We start from the raw sequence: 17651 nt of genomic DNA, 5'->3' as shown, positions 1-17651 counted from the left end.
CGCAAACCACGGCTATGCCAGGGCGCGGCTGCGGAACAAAACGAGCCTGTCGGCTTTGGGCGTATCGACGCTCCGCAACCACGGTTCGCGGGCCACCATCGGCGTGCAAGGCCCGAGCGTCGCGATGCGGATCTCGCGCGTATCCGCCTCGCGCCGCAACCGCGCCAACATCTCGTCGAGCATCGCGCCGGTGAACGGCGTGTACAGATAGAACACCGTTCCCGTCGACAGATCGGCTTCCCGCGCGTCTTGCCGGACGAAGCTGGCATTGGCCAAGCCCAGCGCGTTCGCGCACCGCGCCGCGCAATCGACGTAAGCCGCTTCGAGTTCTATGCCGACGCAACGGGCTCCGGTGCAGATGGCGGCGAGCAAGGACACATGCCCCAGGCCGGAGCCGAGATCGATCAGCACGTCGTGTTCGGCGAGCCCGGCGCGGGCGATCAGCTCGAAGATGCGCCGCGCCGGCGTGGGTTGGTAGAACACCATGTCCGCGCTCAGCTCGGCGGGCTCGGATGCGGGTTCTTCCAGCTGCAGGACGCCGGTGAGCAGCGCATCGAGGTAATCGTAGCCGTCGCCATCGGTTTCTGGCGTACGCTCGAACGCAGGCGCCCACGCTTGCATCGCCGCCGCCCCCGCGTCGCGCCGTATCTCATGGCGGATCGCCGCGTAGAGCCGCTGGTTGGCCGCTTCCAAGCCGGCGCAGAGGCTTTCAACCCTGCTGCGCAATCGCGCATCCAAGACGGAGTCGGCGCCGGAGTTTGCCGGCGACCCGAGATAGCGTTCTAAACGGTCCAAAGCATCGATGCGCTCGCGCAACCGCTCCGGCTGCTGCAACGAAAGATCCTGTTCCAACCGATCGATCAAGGCGCGCAATGCTTCCATTCTTCGCTCTGTTCCGTTATCCGTCCGCGCAAACGCGCCGCCAATCTACCCCATCGGCGAACGGCGAGCGCATCCGCGATGGATGCGCCGATGCGCGCCCTGCCCAAAGGCACGGGCCGCGCGTCGCGGCCCTTTGCAAGATGCGATTACTCAATGCCGACTTCACCGGAGCATGCATGAACGTACGACGGACTGAATGGATACGCGGGCTGGCGCTGGCATCGATGCTTCCGGCCGCGGCACAGGCGCAAATCGACCTGACCGCGCTCGACCGCGATATGGCCGGCCCGCGCACGCAGGTGCTGGTGCTGGGCACGACGCATCTCAGCCAGATGCCCAAGACCTTCAAGCCCGAATCGTTGGACGCCTTGCTGGACCGGTTGGCCGCGTTCAAGCCGCAGATCGTCACCATCGAAGCGATCTCCGGCGAGCAGTGCGATCTCGCCGCGCGCCACCCCAGCGTGTACGGCGCGGATTACTGCGCGGACACGACCGCGGCCAAAGCGGCGACCGGCCTGGACGTGCCCGCCGCCATCGCCGAAACGAACAAGACGCTCGCGGCCTGGCCCGCACGGCCCGAGCCGGCGCAGCGGCGCCGTTTGGCGGCGCTGTTCCTGGCGGCCAACGAACGCGCCTCGGCCTACGTGCAGTGGCTGCAATTGCCTGCGGCGGAGCGCCGCGCCGGCGACGGCCTGGACGCGGCGCTGGTGGCGATGCTCGAGCAGATCGCCACGCGCAACAACGAGAACTACCAAATCGGCGCACGCCTCGCCGCGCGTCTGGGCCTGCAGCGCGTGCATTCCGTCGACGACCACACCGGCGACAATATCCAGATCGCCGAGGCGGAAACGAAGGCTTTCGGCCAGGCGGTCGAACAGGCATGGAAGGCGGGCCGGGCCGAACTCGACCGGGCCGAAGCGCAGGAAGAAAAACTGGCGCAAGAACGCGATCTGCTGCCGCTGTACCGCTTCCTCAACCGCCCCGACAACCTGCGCCTTCGCGCCGAGGTCAACGTCGGCGCCACGATGCGCGCGGCATCGGCGCAGCACTATCCGCAGATCTGGGCCGCCGGATGGGAAATCCGCAATCTGCGCATGGTGGCCAACATCCGCCAGACGTTCCGCGAGCGGCCCGGCGTGCGGGTCTTGTCCATCGTCGGCTCTTCGCACAAGCCTTGGTTCGATGCCTGGCTAGGACAGATGCAGGGCGTGGAGATCGTCGATGCGGAGCGGGTGTTGAAATGATCCGCGCGTGACCGGGATTGTAGAGTCGAGCCTGCTCGACTGCTTTTCTCGCAAAAGACGATCGCGTTCGAAGGAAAAAGCAGTCGAGCAGGCTCGGCTCTACTAAAAATCGGATGCTCTCAAGGTGTCGTTCGCGCCGACCTGCGGAAGAGCCAGGCCGAAACGAGCCACATCGCGACGAGCAGCCCGGTCAGTACCGTCAACGCCGCGCCATGGTTCATCCCCTCCCCGCGGAAGAAGATCAGGCCGATCGCGCCGGCCAGGGTTTGCGCGATCGCGGTCGCGACCAGCGCCCGCGCCATGCCTTGCGGCCTGAAGCGCGCGATGAGCGCGCCGAGGACGCCCACGGCGAGCACGCCGGCGAACATGGCGTTGGCCGGATGCGTCGTTTCTTCGATGATGCCGACGGCCAGGTCGACCCAGACCAACACGAAGCCCGCCACGATCGCCAAACCCGCCCCGGCGCGATACGCGACGCTGCCCGACATCCGCGCGGCGAATTCGTAAGCGCCGCAGGCGACGGCCAGCATGGCGCCGAAGACGGCGAAGTCCGAAGCGGTCCAATTCATCTCGTCGGTGAACTGCATCGCCACCAGCGGCAGCAGCAATAGGCCGCCCGCGAAGCTCCAAATCGCCAAGCTCCAGGGATTGCCGCGCCGCCCGCTCGGGTTCCGCATATTCGCTGCCATGGCTCAATCTCCGGTTCCTCAATGGCACTAGCCTCCGCGCCGCCGGTGAATAGGTAATGGACCTTATGTGAAGCGGGGAAGAAGTCCCGAGCCTGCAAGCGATTGTCGCGTCTGCGCCGGCTCGCCATAATCGTTGCGGCCGCATTCGGCGCGAGGAATTTCGAACATGAACACACCTGCCGCGCCCGATCGCCTGCTCGAAGTGCGCACTTATCTGCTCAAGGACGGCATGCACGCGCAATTCGATCGCGTCATGGCCGAGGAAGCCATCCCGATGCTGCGCGCCGTAGGCATGGACGTCGTGGCGCACGGACGTTCGGACCACGAACGCGAAACCCGGTTCCTCATCCGCGCTTACCGGGACCGGGGCGATCTGGAATCGCAGCAGAACGCTTTCTACGGTTCGGCGGCGTGGCGCGAAGGGCCTAGGCAAGCGCTCATCGACTGCATCGACACCTATCTCAACACGCTGCTTTGGATGCCCGCCGAGGCGGTCGATACGCTGAGAACGAAATAGCCCGGGCTCGCGGTCGTCTCGGCTAGACTTACCCGCGGCCCGCCGCAGCAAGCGGGCACGTTCGCACTTCACAGGGGGAGTCCGTCATGAAGCTTCGCATCGCCGCGGCGGCCGCCGCGATCTTGTTCGTCGCCGGCGTCGGCGTGGGTTACGGCGCGCAAGCACTGCGTCCCACGCCCGATGTCTACCGCGGCAAGTCGCCGCAGGACGCCGCCAAAGCGCTGCTGGACATCGCGCAAGCGCAATCCGGCAAGAACGGCAGTTGGGAGTTGATCGGCGCGGGCCGGGTCTATTACCTCGGCGGTTTCAAAGCCCAGGGCCAGGAGATCTTCGACCGTCTCATCGCCGGCAAGCACGAAGACAGCGACGTTTACCGCATCGCCCGCGTGTATGCCGAAGCCGGCGACTGGGATAAAGCCAAGCCGCTGTTCGACCGCTTCCTCGCCGACAACCCGAAAGACGCCAAGGGTTTCGCGGAAGTGGGCGCGTACTACCTGCTGCAGGGCGATCGCGCGGCCGCCGAGCGCCTGTTCGACCGCGCGCTGGCGCTGGAGGACCGCGATCCTTGGATGACCGAGCACATCGCCGGCGCCTACCTGGGCGTGAAGCCGCAGGAATAAGGGGATCGCGGGAAATCCGCATCGTGCCGTTCGCTGCGCCGTTCCCGCCGCCGGCTGCAGCGGGATTGATCGGAGCGAACGGCGCCGCCTAGATTGCCGGGCGACGCCATCGACGCGGGCAATGCGATGCGGAACGGGGACACGAACCGAACGGATGGCCCTGGGGCATTCCGCAATCCCTCTTTGGATATCGCGCGCGGTTTGATCGTCGCGCTGATGGCGCTGGATCACGTGCGCATCTTCTTCACCTCGGCGCAATTCGATCCGGTGGACGTCGGCGCCACCGATTGGGGCTATTTCCTGACGCGCTGGGTCACGCACTTGTGCGCGCCCGGCTTCTTCTTCATCGCCGGAGCGGGCGTCTATTTGAGCGAACGTTCGAACCCGGATCGCTACGCGCTGTCGCGATTTCTCGCGCTTCGCGGCGTTTGGCTGATCGTCGCGGAAATCGCCGTGTTCGGATTCGCCTGGTCGTTCCGTCCCGGCTGGATGTGGTTCGGCGTCATCTGGGCATTGGGCGGCAGCTTCCTGTTGCTCGCCGCCGCCAGGCTCTTGCCGAAATGGCTGTTGCTGCCGACGACATTGGCCCTGCTCTTGCTTCTGCCTGCGGTGCAAGGCGCGATCCGCGTGCCGGACAGCTTCGGCGCGCTCTTTTTCCATGGTGGGGTGGCGGATCTTCCGCTGCTCGGCGCGAGAGCGGTGCTGTATCCGTTGCTGCCATGGGCGGCCCTCATGTTCGCCGGATACGCGTCCGCGCCCTACTGGTTGCGCGCGGGCGAACCGGTGCCGGCGCGTTTGATCGTCGCGGGCCTGTGGCTGATCTCGATCTTCGTCGCGTTGCGCGTCTTCGGCATCGGCGGCGGCAGCGCGGAGCCGCACGCGGGTTCGAAGATGCTGATGTCTTTCTTGAACGTGCGGAAGTATCCGCCGTCGTTGCAGTTCTCATCGCTGACGATCGGCCTGCTGGCCTTGTTCTGCGGATGGGCGGCCAGTCGTTCCTCGGCCGGATCGCGAGCATGGGCGCCGCTGCGCGATTTCGGCCGCGTTCCTTTCTTTTTCTACGCGATCCACCTGTTCCTGATCCACGGCTCGGCGCTGGCCGTTGCGGCCGTCCTGGGCTGGCCGACGGATTATCTGTTTTGGCAGGGCGTGTGGCCGCATCTGCAGCCGCCTAACGGTTATGGATTCGGGCTCGCGGGCGTGCTGATCGCCTGGCTGGCGGTGCTGGCGCTGCTCTGGCCGATGTGCGTATGGTTCGGCGCGATCAAACGCAAACATCCTTCTTTGCTGCTGCGTCTGCTCTGAAGTCCGCGGCCCGGGCGCGTCGCGCGCACCCGGGCCGCGTCGATTTACGCAACGGCGCGCAGCGAACGTTCGAAAGCCATGTGCTCGCCGATCTTGTCGGCCCAGAGCACCGGCGCCGTCGCCGGAGGCACCGTGCTGTCCATCGTCCAATCCGGATTCATATAGTCGGGGAAGGTGCCCACCCATTGCTGCGGATCCAGCGGCAGGGCGTTGGTCAGCACGGTGGTGAGGTTGACGATGGAATGCCGCGACAATTCGTGCGGATACCATTCGCCCTGCACGTAGAACGAGGTGACGAAGCCCTCGCCGACGGCGTCGTAGCCGAACTGGCTCGGCGGCAGGGTCGGCACGTAATCCCAATAGTTGTAGACGCGGATGCTGTCGCCGGATGCGATGGCGTTGGCGTAGGCGGTCTGCCAGCTGTCGGTGCCGACCATCGGGCTGGCGAAATTGATATTGGTCGATGTCGTCGGTTGGCTGATCGCCAGGTCCAACGAGAACAACTGACTCAAGGCCGCGCCCAGGCTGTGCCCGGTGACGTAGAGCTGGGTCGGCTGGTATTTGGCCATCAGCGCGAACAATTGCTGGCGCATCGACTGGGTCATGCCGCCGCCGAGGCTGTCGTAAATGCCGTAGAAGCCCGACGACACCTGCGGCGTGGGGCTGATGCCGCCCTGGTAAGGCGCGAAGCCTGTGGTGATGAAATGCACGTCCTCCCAGCCGTCCAGATCCGAATCTGTGCCGCGGAACGCGAAGATGAAAGTTCCCGAGTCGGACTGCGACTGGAACACCAATCCGTATTTCTCTTCCGAACCGGTGAACAGGAACGCGTCCCAGCCGGTCCACGCGTCGACCTGCGTGTAGCCCTGCGGCGGCGTGATCGGATCGCCGTTGTAATAGTCGTAAGCGGCCTTGGAAGCCACAGCGAGGGCGATGGTGAGAGTGGTATCGAGCGTAGGCTGGGTGGGCGGCGGAATAGTCGCGGCCATGGAGGCTTCCTTGCGATCTTGGGAGCGCGCAGCCTACGCACCCTGCGATGCGCAATCGTGAACATAGCGCACGTTTTCGGATCGCCGGCGCGCTTTCAGAATTTTCCCAATGCCGTAGGCTGGGTTGGTTCCATCAACCCAGCACACCATATGGCGGAGAGCCGTCAGTACCGATCCCCCAACGTGAAGATCGGCTTGCGATCCTTCCACTTCCCTTCGGTGAAATCGGGGAACGCCAGCGTCTTGTAGTCTTCCGCGATCGACTGTTCCGACAGCGGCGTGATCGCGCTCCAGGCGACGGCGTCGTAGATGTCGATAGGCATGGGATCGCCGGCCTTCACCGCTTCGATGAAGGCGTGCAGCACGAACCAGTCCATGCCGCCGTGGCCGGCGCCCGCGGCGTCGCCGGCGTACTTCTTCCACAGAGGATGGTCGTACTGGTCGTAGTAGGCCTGCGCGTCGTCCCATTTGTGCGGCTTGCTGCGGCCTTCGATGTGGACCGACTTGTTGACGTCCATCCACAGGCCGTCGGTGCCCTGCACGCGGAAGCCGAGCGAGTACGGACGCGGCAGCGAGGTGTCGTGCTGCAGGAGGATGGTTTCGCCGTTCTCGCAACGCAGCGTGGTGGTGACCACGTCGCCCAGCTTGAACTTGACCTTGGCGTTGGGATGGTCGGGGCCGCCCTTCTTCACGATGTAGTCGTGCAGGCCGCGCGCCTTGGTGGCGAAGGCGTTGATATGGGTGAAGCGGTTGCCGCGGTGGATGTTGGCGTACATCGCGCACGGGCCGATGCCGTGGCTGGGATACAGCTCGCCGTTGCGCGCCACCGAATGCGCGGTGCGCCAGCGCGCCTCGGACCAGCCCTTCTCACCGAATTCGACGCCGCTGTCGTAGGGCTGGTCGGGATCGCCGGAATTGAGCTTCACCCCGCGCAGGTCGTGCTGGTAGCCGGCCTGCATGTGCACCAGTTCGCCGAACAGGCCGGCGCGCACCATCTGCAGCACCGCCATCACGTCGCGGCGGTAGCACACGTTCTCCATCAGCATGTAGGGCGTGCCGGTGCGCTGCTGGGCGCGCAGTACGTCCCAGTGGTCCTGCAAGGTGATGCCGGCGACGACTTCGCAGCCCACCGCGATCTTCGCTTCCATCGCCGCGATCGCCATCGGCGCATGCCATTCCCACGGCGTGACGATCAGCACCGCGTCGATGTCCTTCTGCGCCAGCAATTGCTTCCAGGCGTTCTTGTCGCCGTCGGCGCCGTAGGTCTTGGGCTTGCGGTGCCCGGCTTTCTCGATCATCGCCAGCGCGCGGTTCAGCATGATCGGCTCGATGTCGCACAAAGCGACGATGTCGACGTCCTTGCGGCTGAGCAGCGGTTCGAGCTGGGATTGGCCGCGCATGCCGGTGCCGATCATCGCGACGCGCAGTCGATCTCGCGAACGGGCGAAAGAGGGCGTGACTGCGGCGGCGACGCCGGCGGCGGCGGCGGAGATCAGGAAATCGCGTCGTTTCATGGTGATGGGGTCCCGGAATTCGGTGGATCGTAGCGCACGGGCTCCGCCATCCTCGCATGCGAGGACGACGGACACGCGGCGTTCGGCGTCGTCTTTAGAACTTGTAGGTCGCGGTCACGCTGTAAATACGTCCGAAGTTGTTGGTGTAGCCCGGGAAGTTCATCCAGTCGTTCGGGTCGTAGAACGGCAGGCGGTTGAACAGATTCTTCACGGTCAAGCCCACGGTCAGCTTCTCGATCGGCTTCCAGTTCACGCTGAGGTTCGCCGTCCACCACGACGGCGCGCCCTCGCACTGGCCTGGCGCCACCGCGATAAAACTGCCGGTGCAGGTGTCCGGGTTGTTGTCCACGGCATCGATCTGATCGTAGGCCCACTTGGTCTTGCCGACGTAGTTGATGTAGAAGCCGGTGTCCCAATTCTTGTAGCTCCAGTCCGCGTTGAACGTGGCCCGCAAGCGCGGATTGTTGTAGTAACCGATGAAGTTGCCGTAGTACCAGCCGGTGCCGTCGTCGGAGTTGTACATGTTGCGGCGCGCGATGGTCGCGGCCACGCCGATATTCATGCGGCCCCATTCGCCCAGGTCGAAGCGGCTGCGCGCATCCACGTCGAAGCCGTCGACCAGGGTGCGGCCTCGGTTCTTGTACTGGCCGATGACGCTGGCGACGTTGCCGGTCGAATAGATCGGCAAAGTGGTAGGGCAGCTCACGCCGCTGGCGGGGTCATTGCACATGTCGGCCAACGCGGCCTGGTTGGCGAGATCGGTTTCGGTGATCGGGAAGCGGGTCATCGCGATGATCTCTTCCGGATTGCTGTAGTCCGGCGCGACGATTTCGTTGCGGCGGTACACGAACCACCAGTCCGCCGACACCGACAGCCACTTGGCCGGCTCGAACACGAAGCCCAGGGTCGCGATCTTCGCCTTCTCCGGCCTCAGGTCCGGGTTCGGCTGGGTCATGCGCGCCACGTTGCGGCTGCAGTCGGAGTTGAACAGCGCATCGCCGAGGTCCACGTCGCCCGGGCGGCTCGATTGCCGCAGCAGGTTGGCGATCGCGTTGGTTTCGGCGCAACGCGTTTCGTCCCGGTAACCGCCGATCTGCGCATACACGCCGCCGGTGCCGGATTCGGCCAAGCTGGGCGCGCGGAATCCTTCCGAATACGTGCCGCGCAACACCAGCTCCGGCAGCGCCTGGTACTTCAGGCCGATCTTCGGCGCGACGTTCGCGCTGAAGTTCGGGTACTTGTCCACGCGCAGGGCCGCGTCCAGCTCCAGCTTCTCGGTAAGCGGCACCACCGTTTCGGCGAACAGCGCATACGTGGTGCGCTTGCCGTCGAACCACGAACCGCCCTGCTGGGTGATCTTGCCGTTGGCCGCGTCTTCGTTGCCCGGCGTGAAGAAGGTTTCGCGGCTGACGTTGAATCCGAACGCCGCGCGCGCTTCGCCCGCCGGCAGTTCGAACAACGGGCCTTCGACCTTGCCGTCCAGGGTGTGCAGGCGCGTCCACGAATGGATGTCGAAGGTCGGGAACGCCTCGCGCAGCAGCGCCGCGTTGGCCTCGCTGATCTCGCCGAACTTGTACGCGGGGTGGTCGGAGATGATCACGCGGCCGGTGCCCGGATCGATGGTGAACGGGCCGAACGCCCGGGTGAAGCCGTCGATGTTGACGTTGGTGGTCTGGTAAGTGACCGAGTGGGCGCCGGCGGTGGCGAGCGCGGTTTCCCAGCTCCAGTCGCCGAAATAGCCGCGCAGGCCGGCCAGCGCGCGATAGCTCTGGTCGGTATTGCGTTGGCCGAAGTGATCGCCGCCCACGTCCTGCAACAGGTAGCTCAGGCCGACCACGCCGCCCATCAGCGCTTTCAGTTGGGGGCTGGCGTGGTTGTACTCGTTGTTCGGGCCGAGCCACGGAGTCAGGAACTGGTTGACGTTGTTGCCGGTATTGCGCGAGAACCAGCTCTGCGGATTGCCGGTGGTGGTGCCGTACGCGCGCGGCGTGCCGCCGTTGGCGCGCAGGTCGATGTCGGTATAGGTCGCCTCGGCGAACGCTTCGGTGCTTTCCCCGATCAGGAAATGCGCATTGACGTAGGCGGTCATGCGCTCGGAGTTCGCGCCGCCGTTGATTTCGCGGTTCATCCACGTCTCCCAGATGCAGCGCGTGCCGCTGGCCACCTGGAGCACGTTGTTGCAACCCGGCGCAGCTTCGTCCCGGCGCGCGTTGGTCGCCGGATCGAAGGCGAAGTAATAGCCGGGGTTGAACGCGCCGGGCGCGCTGCCGGTGCCGAGACGGAGGTTGGGGATATAGCTCGGATTGTTGACGTAGAACTGCGCCGGGTTCTTGTCGTACCACTCGCTGTCCGGGATGCCGTCGCGCTTGTACAGGTTGACCGAGGCATATACGTTGTAGCGGTCCTTGCCCAGATCGCCGAAGCCGCCGGTGATGCTGGCCTGCTTTTCGCCATAGGAATCGAAGCGCCGCGCGATGTCGTAGGTGCCGCTGACTTCCAGGCCCTGGTACGAATTCTTGGTGATGACGTTGATCACGCCGGCGATCGCGTCGGTGCCGTATACGGCCGAGGCGCCGTCGGTCAACACTTCCATCCGTTCGATCGCCGCGGCGGGAATCGCATCGATGTTGACGAACTGGGTCTGGAAGCCCGCCGGCGCGCCGTAGTACGACAGGCGGCGGCCGTTCAACAGCACCAAGGTGCCCTGCGCACCGAGGCCGCGCAGGTTGGCCTGCGAGGCGCCGTCCGAACCGGTGAACAGCGATTTGGAATCGACCTGCGCCGGGCGCGCGGCCGGGAGGTTGTCGAGCACCTGCAGCAGGGTGCGCGCGCCCATGTTCTCGATGTCCTTGGCGGTCACGATCTGCAGTGGCGAGGATGTCTCGGCGTCGGTGCGCTTGATGTTGGAACCGGTCACCGTGACGCTCTGCAGCTCGGTGACCTTGGCGTCGTCCTGCTTATCGTCGGCAGGAGGTGTCGCGTTGGACTGCGCCGAGGCGATCGTACTGAATCCTCCCGTCAACAGGCCCAAACCCAGCGCCATCGAAATCGCAGGCGCCATGGCCTGCGGCCGGAGCGAAAAGCGGCGGTTCCCCATCGTGATTCCTCGGTTAGATTTGCAGAAGGTCGGTGCGGGTACGGCCCGCAGGCGCCGGGAGGCGTTCGTGCTCGGCTTCCTTTCGCTTCAGCTCCAAGAACAGGAATCGAAGCCCTCCCGACCGACTCTAGGGCAGTCTTTTTCGATGTGTCAATAAATTTGAAAGAAAAAGACAAGTTTTCTGTTATAAACGAAAGATTGTGCGCTGCAAAACATTCGTTATCGTGAATGTTTTATCTGAAACTTATTTTTTTCTTTCTATATTTGACATTTCGAAAGAAAATACGGATCGTGTTCGGGCCCACCGGAACCTCGCATGCAAGCCACCCCACTCCCCGCTCCTTCCGCCTGGCAAGACTTCGGACGCAGCGATACCGCCGAAGAGATCGCCCAACAGCCCGCGCTGTGGGGCGAATTGGCGGATGTTCTGGAGGATGTGCGCGGTCGTCTCGACGTTTTCCTCGGCGACTGGCTGCGCAAGCCCGAACATCGGGTGATCTTCAGCGGCGCCGGCAGCTCCGGCTTCATCGCCGAAATGGTCGCCGACCACCTCAATGCGCAGTGGCCGGCGGAAATGCGCGCGGTGCACACCACCAGCCTGCTCACCCATCCGGCGCTGTATCTGCAGCGCGACCGCCCGACCTTGCTGGTGTCGTTCGGCCGCAGCGGTTCCAGCCCGGAAAGCGTGGCCGCGGTAGAACTGGTGCGCGAGCGCGTCGCGCGAACGCGTTTCCTCGACATCACTTGCAACGGCGACGGCGAACTCGCGCGGCGCGGCAAGGGCCGCGAAGACACCTTCACTTTGTTGATGCCGCCGGCGAGCTGCGACCGCGCCTTCGCCATGACCAGCAGCCTTACCTGCATGCTGTTGGCCGCGCTCGCCGCGTTCGACAGCGAACTGGCTTGGCCGCAACGGCTGCATCGCTTGCGGACGCTGGCGCAGCTCGGCGAGCGCGCGTTGGCGGATTGGGAAGCGCCCGTCGCGGCGCTGGCGCAAACGCCGTATTCGCGGGTGATCTTTCTGGGCAGCGGCCCTTACGAAGGCTTGGCGCGCGAGTGCGCGCTGAAGTTGTTGGAACTCACCGCCGGCCGCGTCGTCGCGTTGGCGAACACGCCGCTGGGTTTCCGCCACGGTCCCAAATGCCTGCTCGACGCCGACACGCTGGTCGTGATGCTGCGCAGCGCGCAACCCTTGGCGCGCCGTTACGAACAGGATCTGCTGGTCGAATTGCGCCGCGACGGCATCGCCGGCCGAGTGCTGTCGATCGGGCCGCAAGCGAAAGACGGCGAGCCGGCGGAGTTCGCGTTGGCGGTGCCGGCGATGCCCGATCCTTGGCTCGCCCCGTTGTGGCTGATCGCGCCGCAGGGTTACGCCTTGCTGCGCTCGCTCGCGCAGGGTTTGACGCCCGACAATCCGTTCCCGGACGGCACCTTGCACCGCGTCGTGCAAGGCGTAGTCATCCACTATGGCTGAAGCCGCGTCCGCGCAGCGCTGGTACGGCGTCGACATCGGCGGCACCAAGATCGAATTGGTGGCCTGCGACGGCGGCTTCGAGGTCCGCTATCGGCGCCGAGTCGACACGCCGACGCGCGACTACGACGCCTTCCTGCAAGCGATCGCGGACATCGTGCGCGCGGCGGACGAAGAACTCGGCGACGTTTGCGCAGGCATCGGCCTAGGCCTGCCGGGCGTGCGCGATGCCGTCAGCGGCCGCCAACTCAGTTCCAACGTGCCGGCACTGACCGGCCGGGAAGTCGGACGCGACCTGCAACTGCGATTACCGCATCCGCTGCACCTGGGCAACGACTGCCAATGCTTCGCTTTGTCCGAAGCGCACGGCGGCGCGGCGGAAGGCTATGCCAGCATGTTCGGCGCCATCGTCGGCACCGGCGCCGGCGGCGGTTACTGCGTCGATGGCCGCCTGATCGCCGGCGGCAACGGCATCGCCGGCGAATGGGGCCATTGGTCGGTGCCGGCCACATTGTTGGCGCGCCACGGTTTGCCCGTGCTGGACTGCGCCTGCGGCCTGCGCGGCTGCATGGAGCGCTACGCTTCCGGCAGCGGCTTGGCGACGATCCATCGGCATCTGGGCGGCGAATTCGTCGACGCGAGCGCGATCGCGACGCGAGCGCAGGCGGGCGACGCCGTCGCGCAGCGCGCGCTGGAAATCCATCGCGACTTGCTCGGCTACGGGTTGGCCGGACTGGTGCTGGCGCTGGATCCGCACGTGATCGTGCTCGGCGGCGGGTTGTCGAAATTCGAAGCGCTGTACCGCGATCTCCCCGCCGCGGTGGCCACGCATCTGTTCGAAGGCGTGCGCGTGCCGCCGATCCTGCCGCCGAAGTTCGGCGACGCCGGCGGAGCGCGCGGCGCCGCATTGCTGGCGCGCCAGCGCAGCCTCGCTTCCCTTTCCGCCCCGTAACGGAGATCGACCGAACGTGTCCGCCGTCCAATCCCTGATCGCCGCGCACCGCCGCGGCGAGAACGTCGGCCTGTACAGCGTCTGCTGCAGCAACGAGCAGGTGCTGCTGGCCGCGATGGACGTGGCTCGCAAGTACGATACGGCGCTGCTGATCGAAGCGACGTCCAACCAGGTCGACCAGTTCGGCGGCTACACCGGCATGACTCCGGCGCAGTTCCGCGACTACGTTCTGCGTTTGGCGCGAACGCACGATTTTCCCGTCGAGCGCGTAATCCTGGGCGGCGACCATCTCGGTCCGAACGCGTGGCAGAAGCGCCCGAGCGGCGAAGCGATGGCGCATGCGCGCGATTTGATCGCGGCTTACGTCGCCGCCGGCTTCCACAAGATCCACCTCGACTGCAGCATGTCCTGCGCCGACGATCCCGCGCCGCTGCCCGACGAGACCGTGGCCGCGCGTTCGGCGGAACTGGCGCGGATCGCCGAACGCACCGCGAACGAGGCGGGATTGCCGCCGCCGGTCTACGTCATCGGCACCGAAGTGCCGGTGCCGGGCGGCGAAGCCTCGCTGGCCGGCGGTTTGGCGGTAACCTCTCCGGAAGCGGCCGCGCGCACGCTGCAGGTGCATCGCGAAGCGTTTTCGGCGCCGGACCTGTTGCCGGCGTGGGAACGCGTGATCGCGATGGTGGTGCAGCCCGGCGTCGATTTCGACCACAGCGACGTGCACCGCTACGATCCGCAGGCGGCGACGGCGCTGTCGGACTTCATCGAAACGCAACCGCGCATCGTGTTCGAAGCGCATTCCACTGACTACCAGACCGAAGTCTCGTTGCATGCTTTGGTGCGCGACCATTTCGCGATCCTGAAAGTCGGCCCGGCCGCGACCTTCGCCTATCGCGAGGCGCTGTTCGCGCTGGCGTCGATCGAACACGAACTTTTGCCGGAAGCCGAGCAATCGCATCTGGTGGAAACGCTCGACCGCTGCATGGTCGAACGTCCGCAGCATTGGCGGAACCACTACCGCGGCGACGAGCAGACGCTGCGCCTGCTGCGCCGTTACGCGCTGAGCGACCGTTGCCGCTACTACTGGGGCGAACCGGAAGTGGACGCGGCGGTGCGGCGCCTGATCGGCAACCTGCAGCGGCATCCGCCGCCGACGATCCTGCTCAGCCAGTTCATGCCCGAGCAGCTCGCCGCGGTCGCCGACGGCCGGCCGGCCGATCCGCTGGCGCTGGTCCGGCACCGGATCTTCGGCCGTCTGGCCGAATACGCCCGGGCCTGCGCCCACAACCGAGCCGGGAAACGCGGCGAAAACGAAACTTCATCAGCCGAAATCCTTTCGAAACGCTAAGCTTCGGCTTTCCTTTCCAGGCCGAACCGCCCATGCGAAACACTCGCCAGCGCCGCCAACAGATCATGCAAATGCTGGTCGAGCACGGCAACGTGCAGGTCGCTGAGCTGTCGGAACGGTTCGGCGTGTCCTCGGTGACCATCCGCGCCGATCTCACCCATATCGAATCGCAAGGCCTGGCCACGCGCAATCACGGCGGCGCCAGCTTGGTGCGCACGCCGCCGCAGGAACAGGACATCCGCGAAAAGGATGCGCTCAACTTGCCGCGCAAGGAACGCATCGGCGCGCTGGCGGCGCAGCTGGTGAAGCCGGGCGACAACATCCTGATCGATTCGGGTTCGACCACGATGGCGCTGGCGCGCCATCTGCGCGCGCATCGCGACCTGACGGTGATGACCAACGGCCTGAACATCGCTTGGGAGCTGGCCGGCGCGCCGCACGTGAAGCTGCTGCTCACCGGCGGCGTGCTGCATCCGTCGTCGCTGTCGCTGCACGGCAGCCAAGCCGAGGCCAGCCTCCATTCGTACGGCTTCGACACGCTGTTCCTCGGCGTGGACGGCTTGGATCTGCAATTCGGCCTGACCACGCATCAAGAAGCGGAAGCCAGCCTCAACCACCGCATGGTCGAGCGCTCGCGCCGGATCGTGGTGCTGACCGACGCCTCGAAGTTCGGCCGGGTCAGCCTGCACCGCATCGCCAAGCTCGACGAGATCCACGCCATCATCACCGACGACGGCATCAGCGCCGAGTACCGCGAGGGCCTGCAGCGCTTGGGCATCGACGTGATCGTCGCCGAGACGCCGGCTTGAACGCGCTGCGCGGCCGCATCCTGACCGCAACGGGCTGGGTGCGCGGCGCCATCGAATTCGACCGGCGCGTGCGGCGGATCGCCGCGAACGACGGCGCAGACGATGCCGACGCGGACGAACCGCTGATCCTGCCCGGCTTCATCGACCTGCACGTGCACGGCGGCGCCGGCGTGGACATCATGGAAGGCGGCGACGCCGCGCGCACGGTGGCGCGCACGCATGCGCGGCACGGCACCACCGCCCTGCTCGGCACGACCATGACCGCGCACGAGGCCGACATCGTGCGCGCATTGCGCGGCCTGGCCGAAGCGATCGGCACGCGCGAACCCGGCACGGCACGCGTCCTGGGCGTGCATCTGGAAGGCCCTTATCTGAGCATCGAACGCCTGGGCGCGCAGCCGCCGCTGGCGATCGAGGCCACGCTGGCGCAAGTCGAGCGCCTGCATGCATTGGCGCCGATCAAGGTGCTTACGCTGGCGCCGGAAATCGGCCAGCACGCCGCATTGATCCCGCAGCTCAACGCGCTGGGCATCCGCGTGCAGCTCGGCCACAGCGCCGGCAGTTACGAAGACGGCGTGGCGGCGTTGCGCGCCGGCGCGGCCGGCTTCACCCATCTGTTCAACGGCATGACCGGCGTCGATCATTACCGTCCCGGCATCGCCACGGCGGCGCTGGCGCATGCGCAGTACGCGGAACTGATTCCCGATCTGCAACACGTGCATCCCGGCGCGATCCGCGCCGCTCTGCGCGCGATTCCGCGGCTGTACTGCATCACCGACGCCACCGCTGCCACCGGCATGCCCGACGGCGTGTACGCGCTGGGCTCGCAGTCGGTGCGCAAATGCCTGGGCTGCGTGCGGCTGGCGGACGGCACGTCGCTGGCCGGCAGCGCGCTGACCATGGACCAGGCGCTGCGCAACCTGGTGTCGATCGGGCTGGATTTGGCCGACGCATCCGACCGCTTGTCGCGCTATCCGGCCGAATACCTCGGATTGCAGGATCGCGGCACGCTGCAAGCCGACGCTTGGGCCGATCTGGTGGTGCTGGATCGCGACCTTCAAGTGCGGCAGGTGTTCGTCGAAGGCGAAGAGATCCCGCTCGACTGATAGTTCGAAACCGGTTCGGCCTGTTCCTGGGGTTAGTCCTAGGTATCGACGCCAAGACAGAACTGCTAGTTTGCAGCCGCTGAAAACGTTTACATCCGAGGAATGGCCGCGCTCGCGACGCATTCCGTCCAGGAGCGTTTCTCATGGCCGATCCCAGTTCCGGCGTCTCCGGTAATTCCGGCAGTTCCTCCGCCCAGAACGCGGGGAACTCGCAAGACACTCAGGCCGCCAACGAAACCACCGAGGCGCAACTGTCCGATGCGGCCGAGGCCGTCGGTGCGGCGCCTACGCCTTCCCTTACGCAGGTGAATCCTGCGCCGGTCGACCTGACGCTGTCGCCGAGCACGCTGTCCCAACTCAGCGCGATGCAGGTGTCCACGCCGACGCTCGATTTTTCGTCGCTGACTTCGCTCGGCGGCATTCCTTCCGGCCTCAGTTACGCGGATGTCGCTGCGGCTGCGGCGACGCCTTCGATCCAAGAAGTCAATGCGTTCTCGCCGACCTTCGGCATCACCGGCTACAACGCCGCCAACATCGACGCCACCAAGCTCGGCGACATCTCGGTGAATGCCGGCCTGGCCTACAACGGCGTGACCGAAACGGGCGCTTTCGATGCCAGCCTGCAGGCGAGGATGGGGCTCGAACCGCCCAGCGTCACCGCGGCCGCGCATTTCGGCTACAAGGCCGACGCGAACGCGATCGGCGGCATCAACGCGCTGAGCCTGGATTTCACGGCAGGGCCGTTCGGCACGCCTGCGGATCCGACCTACGGCTTGGCGGGCAACTTCAGCACGAACTTCACCGACGTGGACAAGTTCACCGCCAGCGCGGCCGCGAATTTCAACTCGAACGGTTTCAAGGACGGCAACGTCGCGGCCGAGTTCACCCACGACTTCTCCAACACCTTCAGCGGCACCGCGAAGGGGACCGTCAACTTCAACGCCGACACGGTCACCAGCGTCGTCGGCGAAGGCCAGCTCAACTACAAAGGCGTCGACGGCGCCACGATCGGACTGACCGGCCGGGCCACCTACGACGCCGTCACCGGCCAGACCAGCGGCTTTTTCGGCGGGCGCGCCAGTTGGAAGTTCTGAACACGAAACGAGAC

The 17651-nt window shown here is 65.8% G+C and carries 15 protein-coding genes; 10 read left to right on the top strand and 5 right to left on the bottom strand.

The genetic code is table 11. The features are described from left to right. Window positions 1-12: 12 nt before the first annotated feature. Window positions 13-882, bottom strand: a complete 870-nt coding sequence (locus FCE95_RS15415; protein ID WP_137267926.1) for a class I SAM-dependent RNA methyltransferase — start codon at window positions 880-882, stop codon at window positions 13-15. Window positions 883-1058: 176 nt separating this feature from the next. Between FCE95_RS15415 and FCE95_RS15410 the strand changes: the two genes are divergently transcribed. Then, a complete protein-coding gene (locus tag FCE95_RS15410) occupies window positions 1059-2126 on the top strand; it encodes a DUF5694 domain-containing protein (protein ID WP_137267925.1) in 1068 nt (355 codons plus the stop codon). Window positions 2127-2245: 119 nt separating this feature from the next. On the opposite strand, the gene FCE95_RS15405 is transcribed toward FCE95_RS15410, so the two are convergent. After that, the gene (locus FCE95_RS15405; RefSeq protein WP_223266926.1) at window positions 2246-2815 is read right to left on the bottom strand and encodes a hypothetical protein; all 570 of its coding nucleotides are present in this window, start codon (window positions 2813-2815) and stop codon (window positions 2246-2248) included. Window positions 2816-2981: 166 nt separating this feature from the next. On the opposite strand from FCE95_RS15405, the gene FCE95_RS15400 reads away from it, so the two are divergent. The 3 genes from FCE95_RS15400 to FCE95_RS15390 all read left to right on the top strand — a co-directional run bounded on the left by FCE95_RS15400 (window position 2982) and on the right by FCE95_RS15390 (window position 5257). After that, window positions 2982-3332: an NIPSNAP family protein gene (locus FCE95_RS15400; protein ID WP_137267924.1), complete on the top strand. Its 351-nt coding sequence runs from the start codon at window positions 2982-2984 to the stop codon at window positions 3330-3332. A gap of 86 nt (window positions 3333-3418) precedes the next feature. Further along, entirely contained in the window at window positions 3419-3952 is a 534-nt protein-coding gene (locus FCE95_RS15395; RefSeq protein WP_137267923.1) for a tetratricopeptide repeat protein, read from the top strand. A 183-nt stretch (window positions 3953-4135) separates the two neighbouring features. Further along, window positions 4136-5257 carry an acetyltransferase domain-containing protein gene (locus FCE95_RS15390; protein WP_189644798.1) on the top strand — a complete coding sequence of 374 codons (1122 nt, stop codon included), beginning with the start codon at window positions 4136-4138 and terminating at the stop codon, window positions 5255-5257. A 44-nt stretch (window positions 5258-5301) separates the two neighbouring features. Here the strand turns inward: FCE95_RS15390 and FCE95_RS15385 are convergent, their stop codons facing one another. The 3 genes from FCE95_RS15385 to FCE95_RS15375 form a co-directional block, all read right to left on the bottom strand. Further along, window positions 5302-6246 carry a lipase family protein gene (locus tag FCE95_RS15385; RefSeq protein WP_137267921.1) on the bottom strand — a complete coding sequence of 315 codons (945 nt, stop codon included), beginning with the start codon at window positions 6244-6246 and terminating at the stop codon, window positions 5302-5304. A gap of 164 nt (window positions 6247-6410) precedes the next feature. Continuing rightward, the gene (locus FCE95_RS15380; protein WP_137267920.1) at window positions 6411-7760 is read right to left on the bottom strand and encodes a Gfo/Idh/MocA family protein; all 1350 of its coding nucleotides are present in this window, start codon (window positions 7758-7760) and stop codon (window positions 6411-6413) included. A gap of 94 nt (window positions 7761-7854) precedes the next feature. Continuing rightward, window positions 7855-10857, bottom strand: coding sequence for a TonB-dependent receptor plug domain-containing protein (locus tag FCE95_RS15375; protein WP_223266925.1), 3003 nt, complete (start codon window positions 10855-10857; stop codon window positions 7855-7857). A 316-nt stretch (window positions 10858-11173) separates the two neighbouring features. Here FCE95_RS15375 and FCE95_RS15370 point away from each other — a divergent pair, with 316 nt between their 5' ends. From FCE95_RS15370 to FCE95_RS15345, 6 genes are all read left to right on the top strand, one after another. Continuing rightward, on the top strand, window positions 11174-12331 hold the full coding sequence (locus FCE95_RS15370) for an SIS domain-containing protein (protein WP_137267919.1): 1158 nt from the start codon (window positions 11174-11176) through the stop codon (window positions 12329-12331). Next, window positions 12324-13280, top strand: coding sequence for an ROK family protein (locus tag FCE95_RS15365; RefSeq protein ID WP_137267918.1), 957 nt, complete (start codon window positions 12324-12326; stop codon window positions 13278-13280). The genes FCE95_RS15370 and FCE95_RS15365 overlap by 8 nt, the downstream gene beginning before the upstream one ends. 16 nt (window positions 13281-13296) lie before the next feature. Continuing rightward, entirely contained in the window at window positions 13297-14628 is a 1332-nt protein-coding gene (locus tag FCE95_RS15360) for a D-tagatose-bisphosphate aldolase, class II, non-catalytic subunit (protein ID WP_137267917.1), read from the top strand. Window positions 14629-14660: 32 nt separating this feature from the next. Beyond that, on the top strand, window positions 14661-15437 hold the full coding sequence (locus FCE95_RS15355; RefSeq protein ID WP_137267916.1) for a DeoR family transcriptional regulator: 777 nt from the start codon (window positions 14661-14663) through the stop codon (window positions 15435-15437). After that, window positions 15434-16543, top strand: a complete 1110-nt coding sequence (nagA, locus tag FCE95_RS15350; RefSeq protein ID WP_137267915.1) for an N-acetylglucosamine-6-phosphate deacetylase — start codon at window positions 15434-15436, stop codon at window positions 16541-16543. The genes FCE95_RS15355 and nagA overlap by 4 nt, the downstream gene beginning before the upstream one ends. A gap of 143 nt (window positions 16544-16686) precedes the next feature. Next, window positions 16687-17637, top strand: coding sequence for a hypothetical protein (locus tag FCE95_RS15345; RefSeq protein ID WP_137267914.1), 951 nt, complete (start codon window positions 16687-16689; stop codon window positions 17635-17637). Window positions 17638-17651: the final 14 nt, after the last annotated feature.

The sequence above is a fragment of the Luteimonas gilva genome (assembly GCF_005239095.1).
GTDB classification, from domain to species: Bacteria; Pseudomonadota; Gammaproteobacteria; order Xanthomonadales; family Xanthomonadaceae; genus Luteimonas_C; species Luteimonas_C gilva.
The sequence above is the reverse complement of the archived record's forward strand: the minus strand, read 5'-3'. Positions and strand labels throughout refer to the sequence as shown.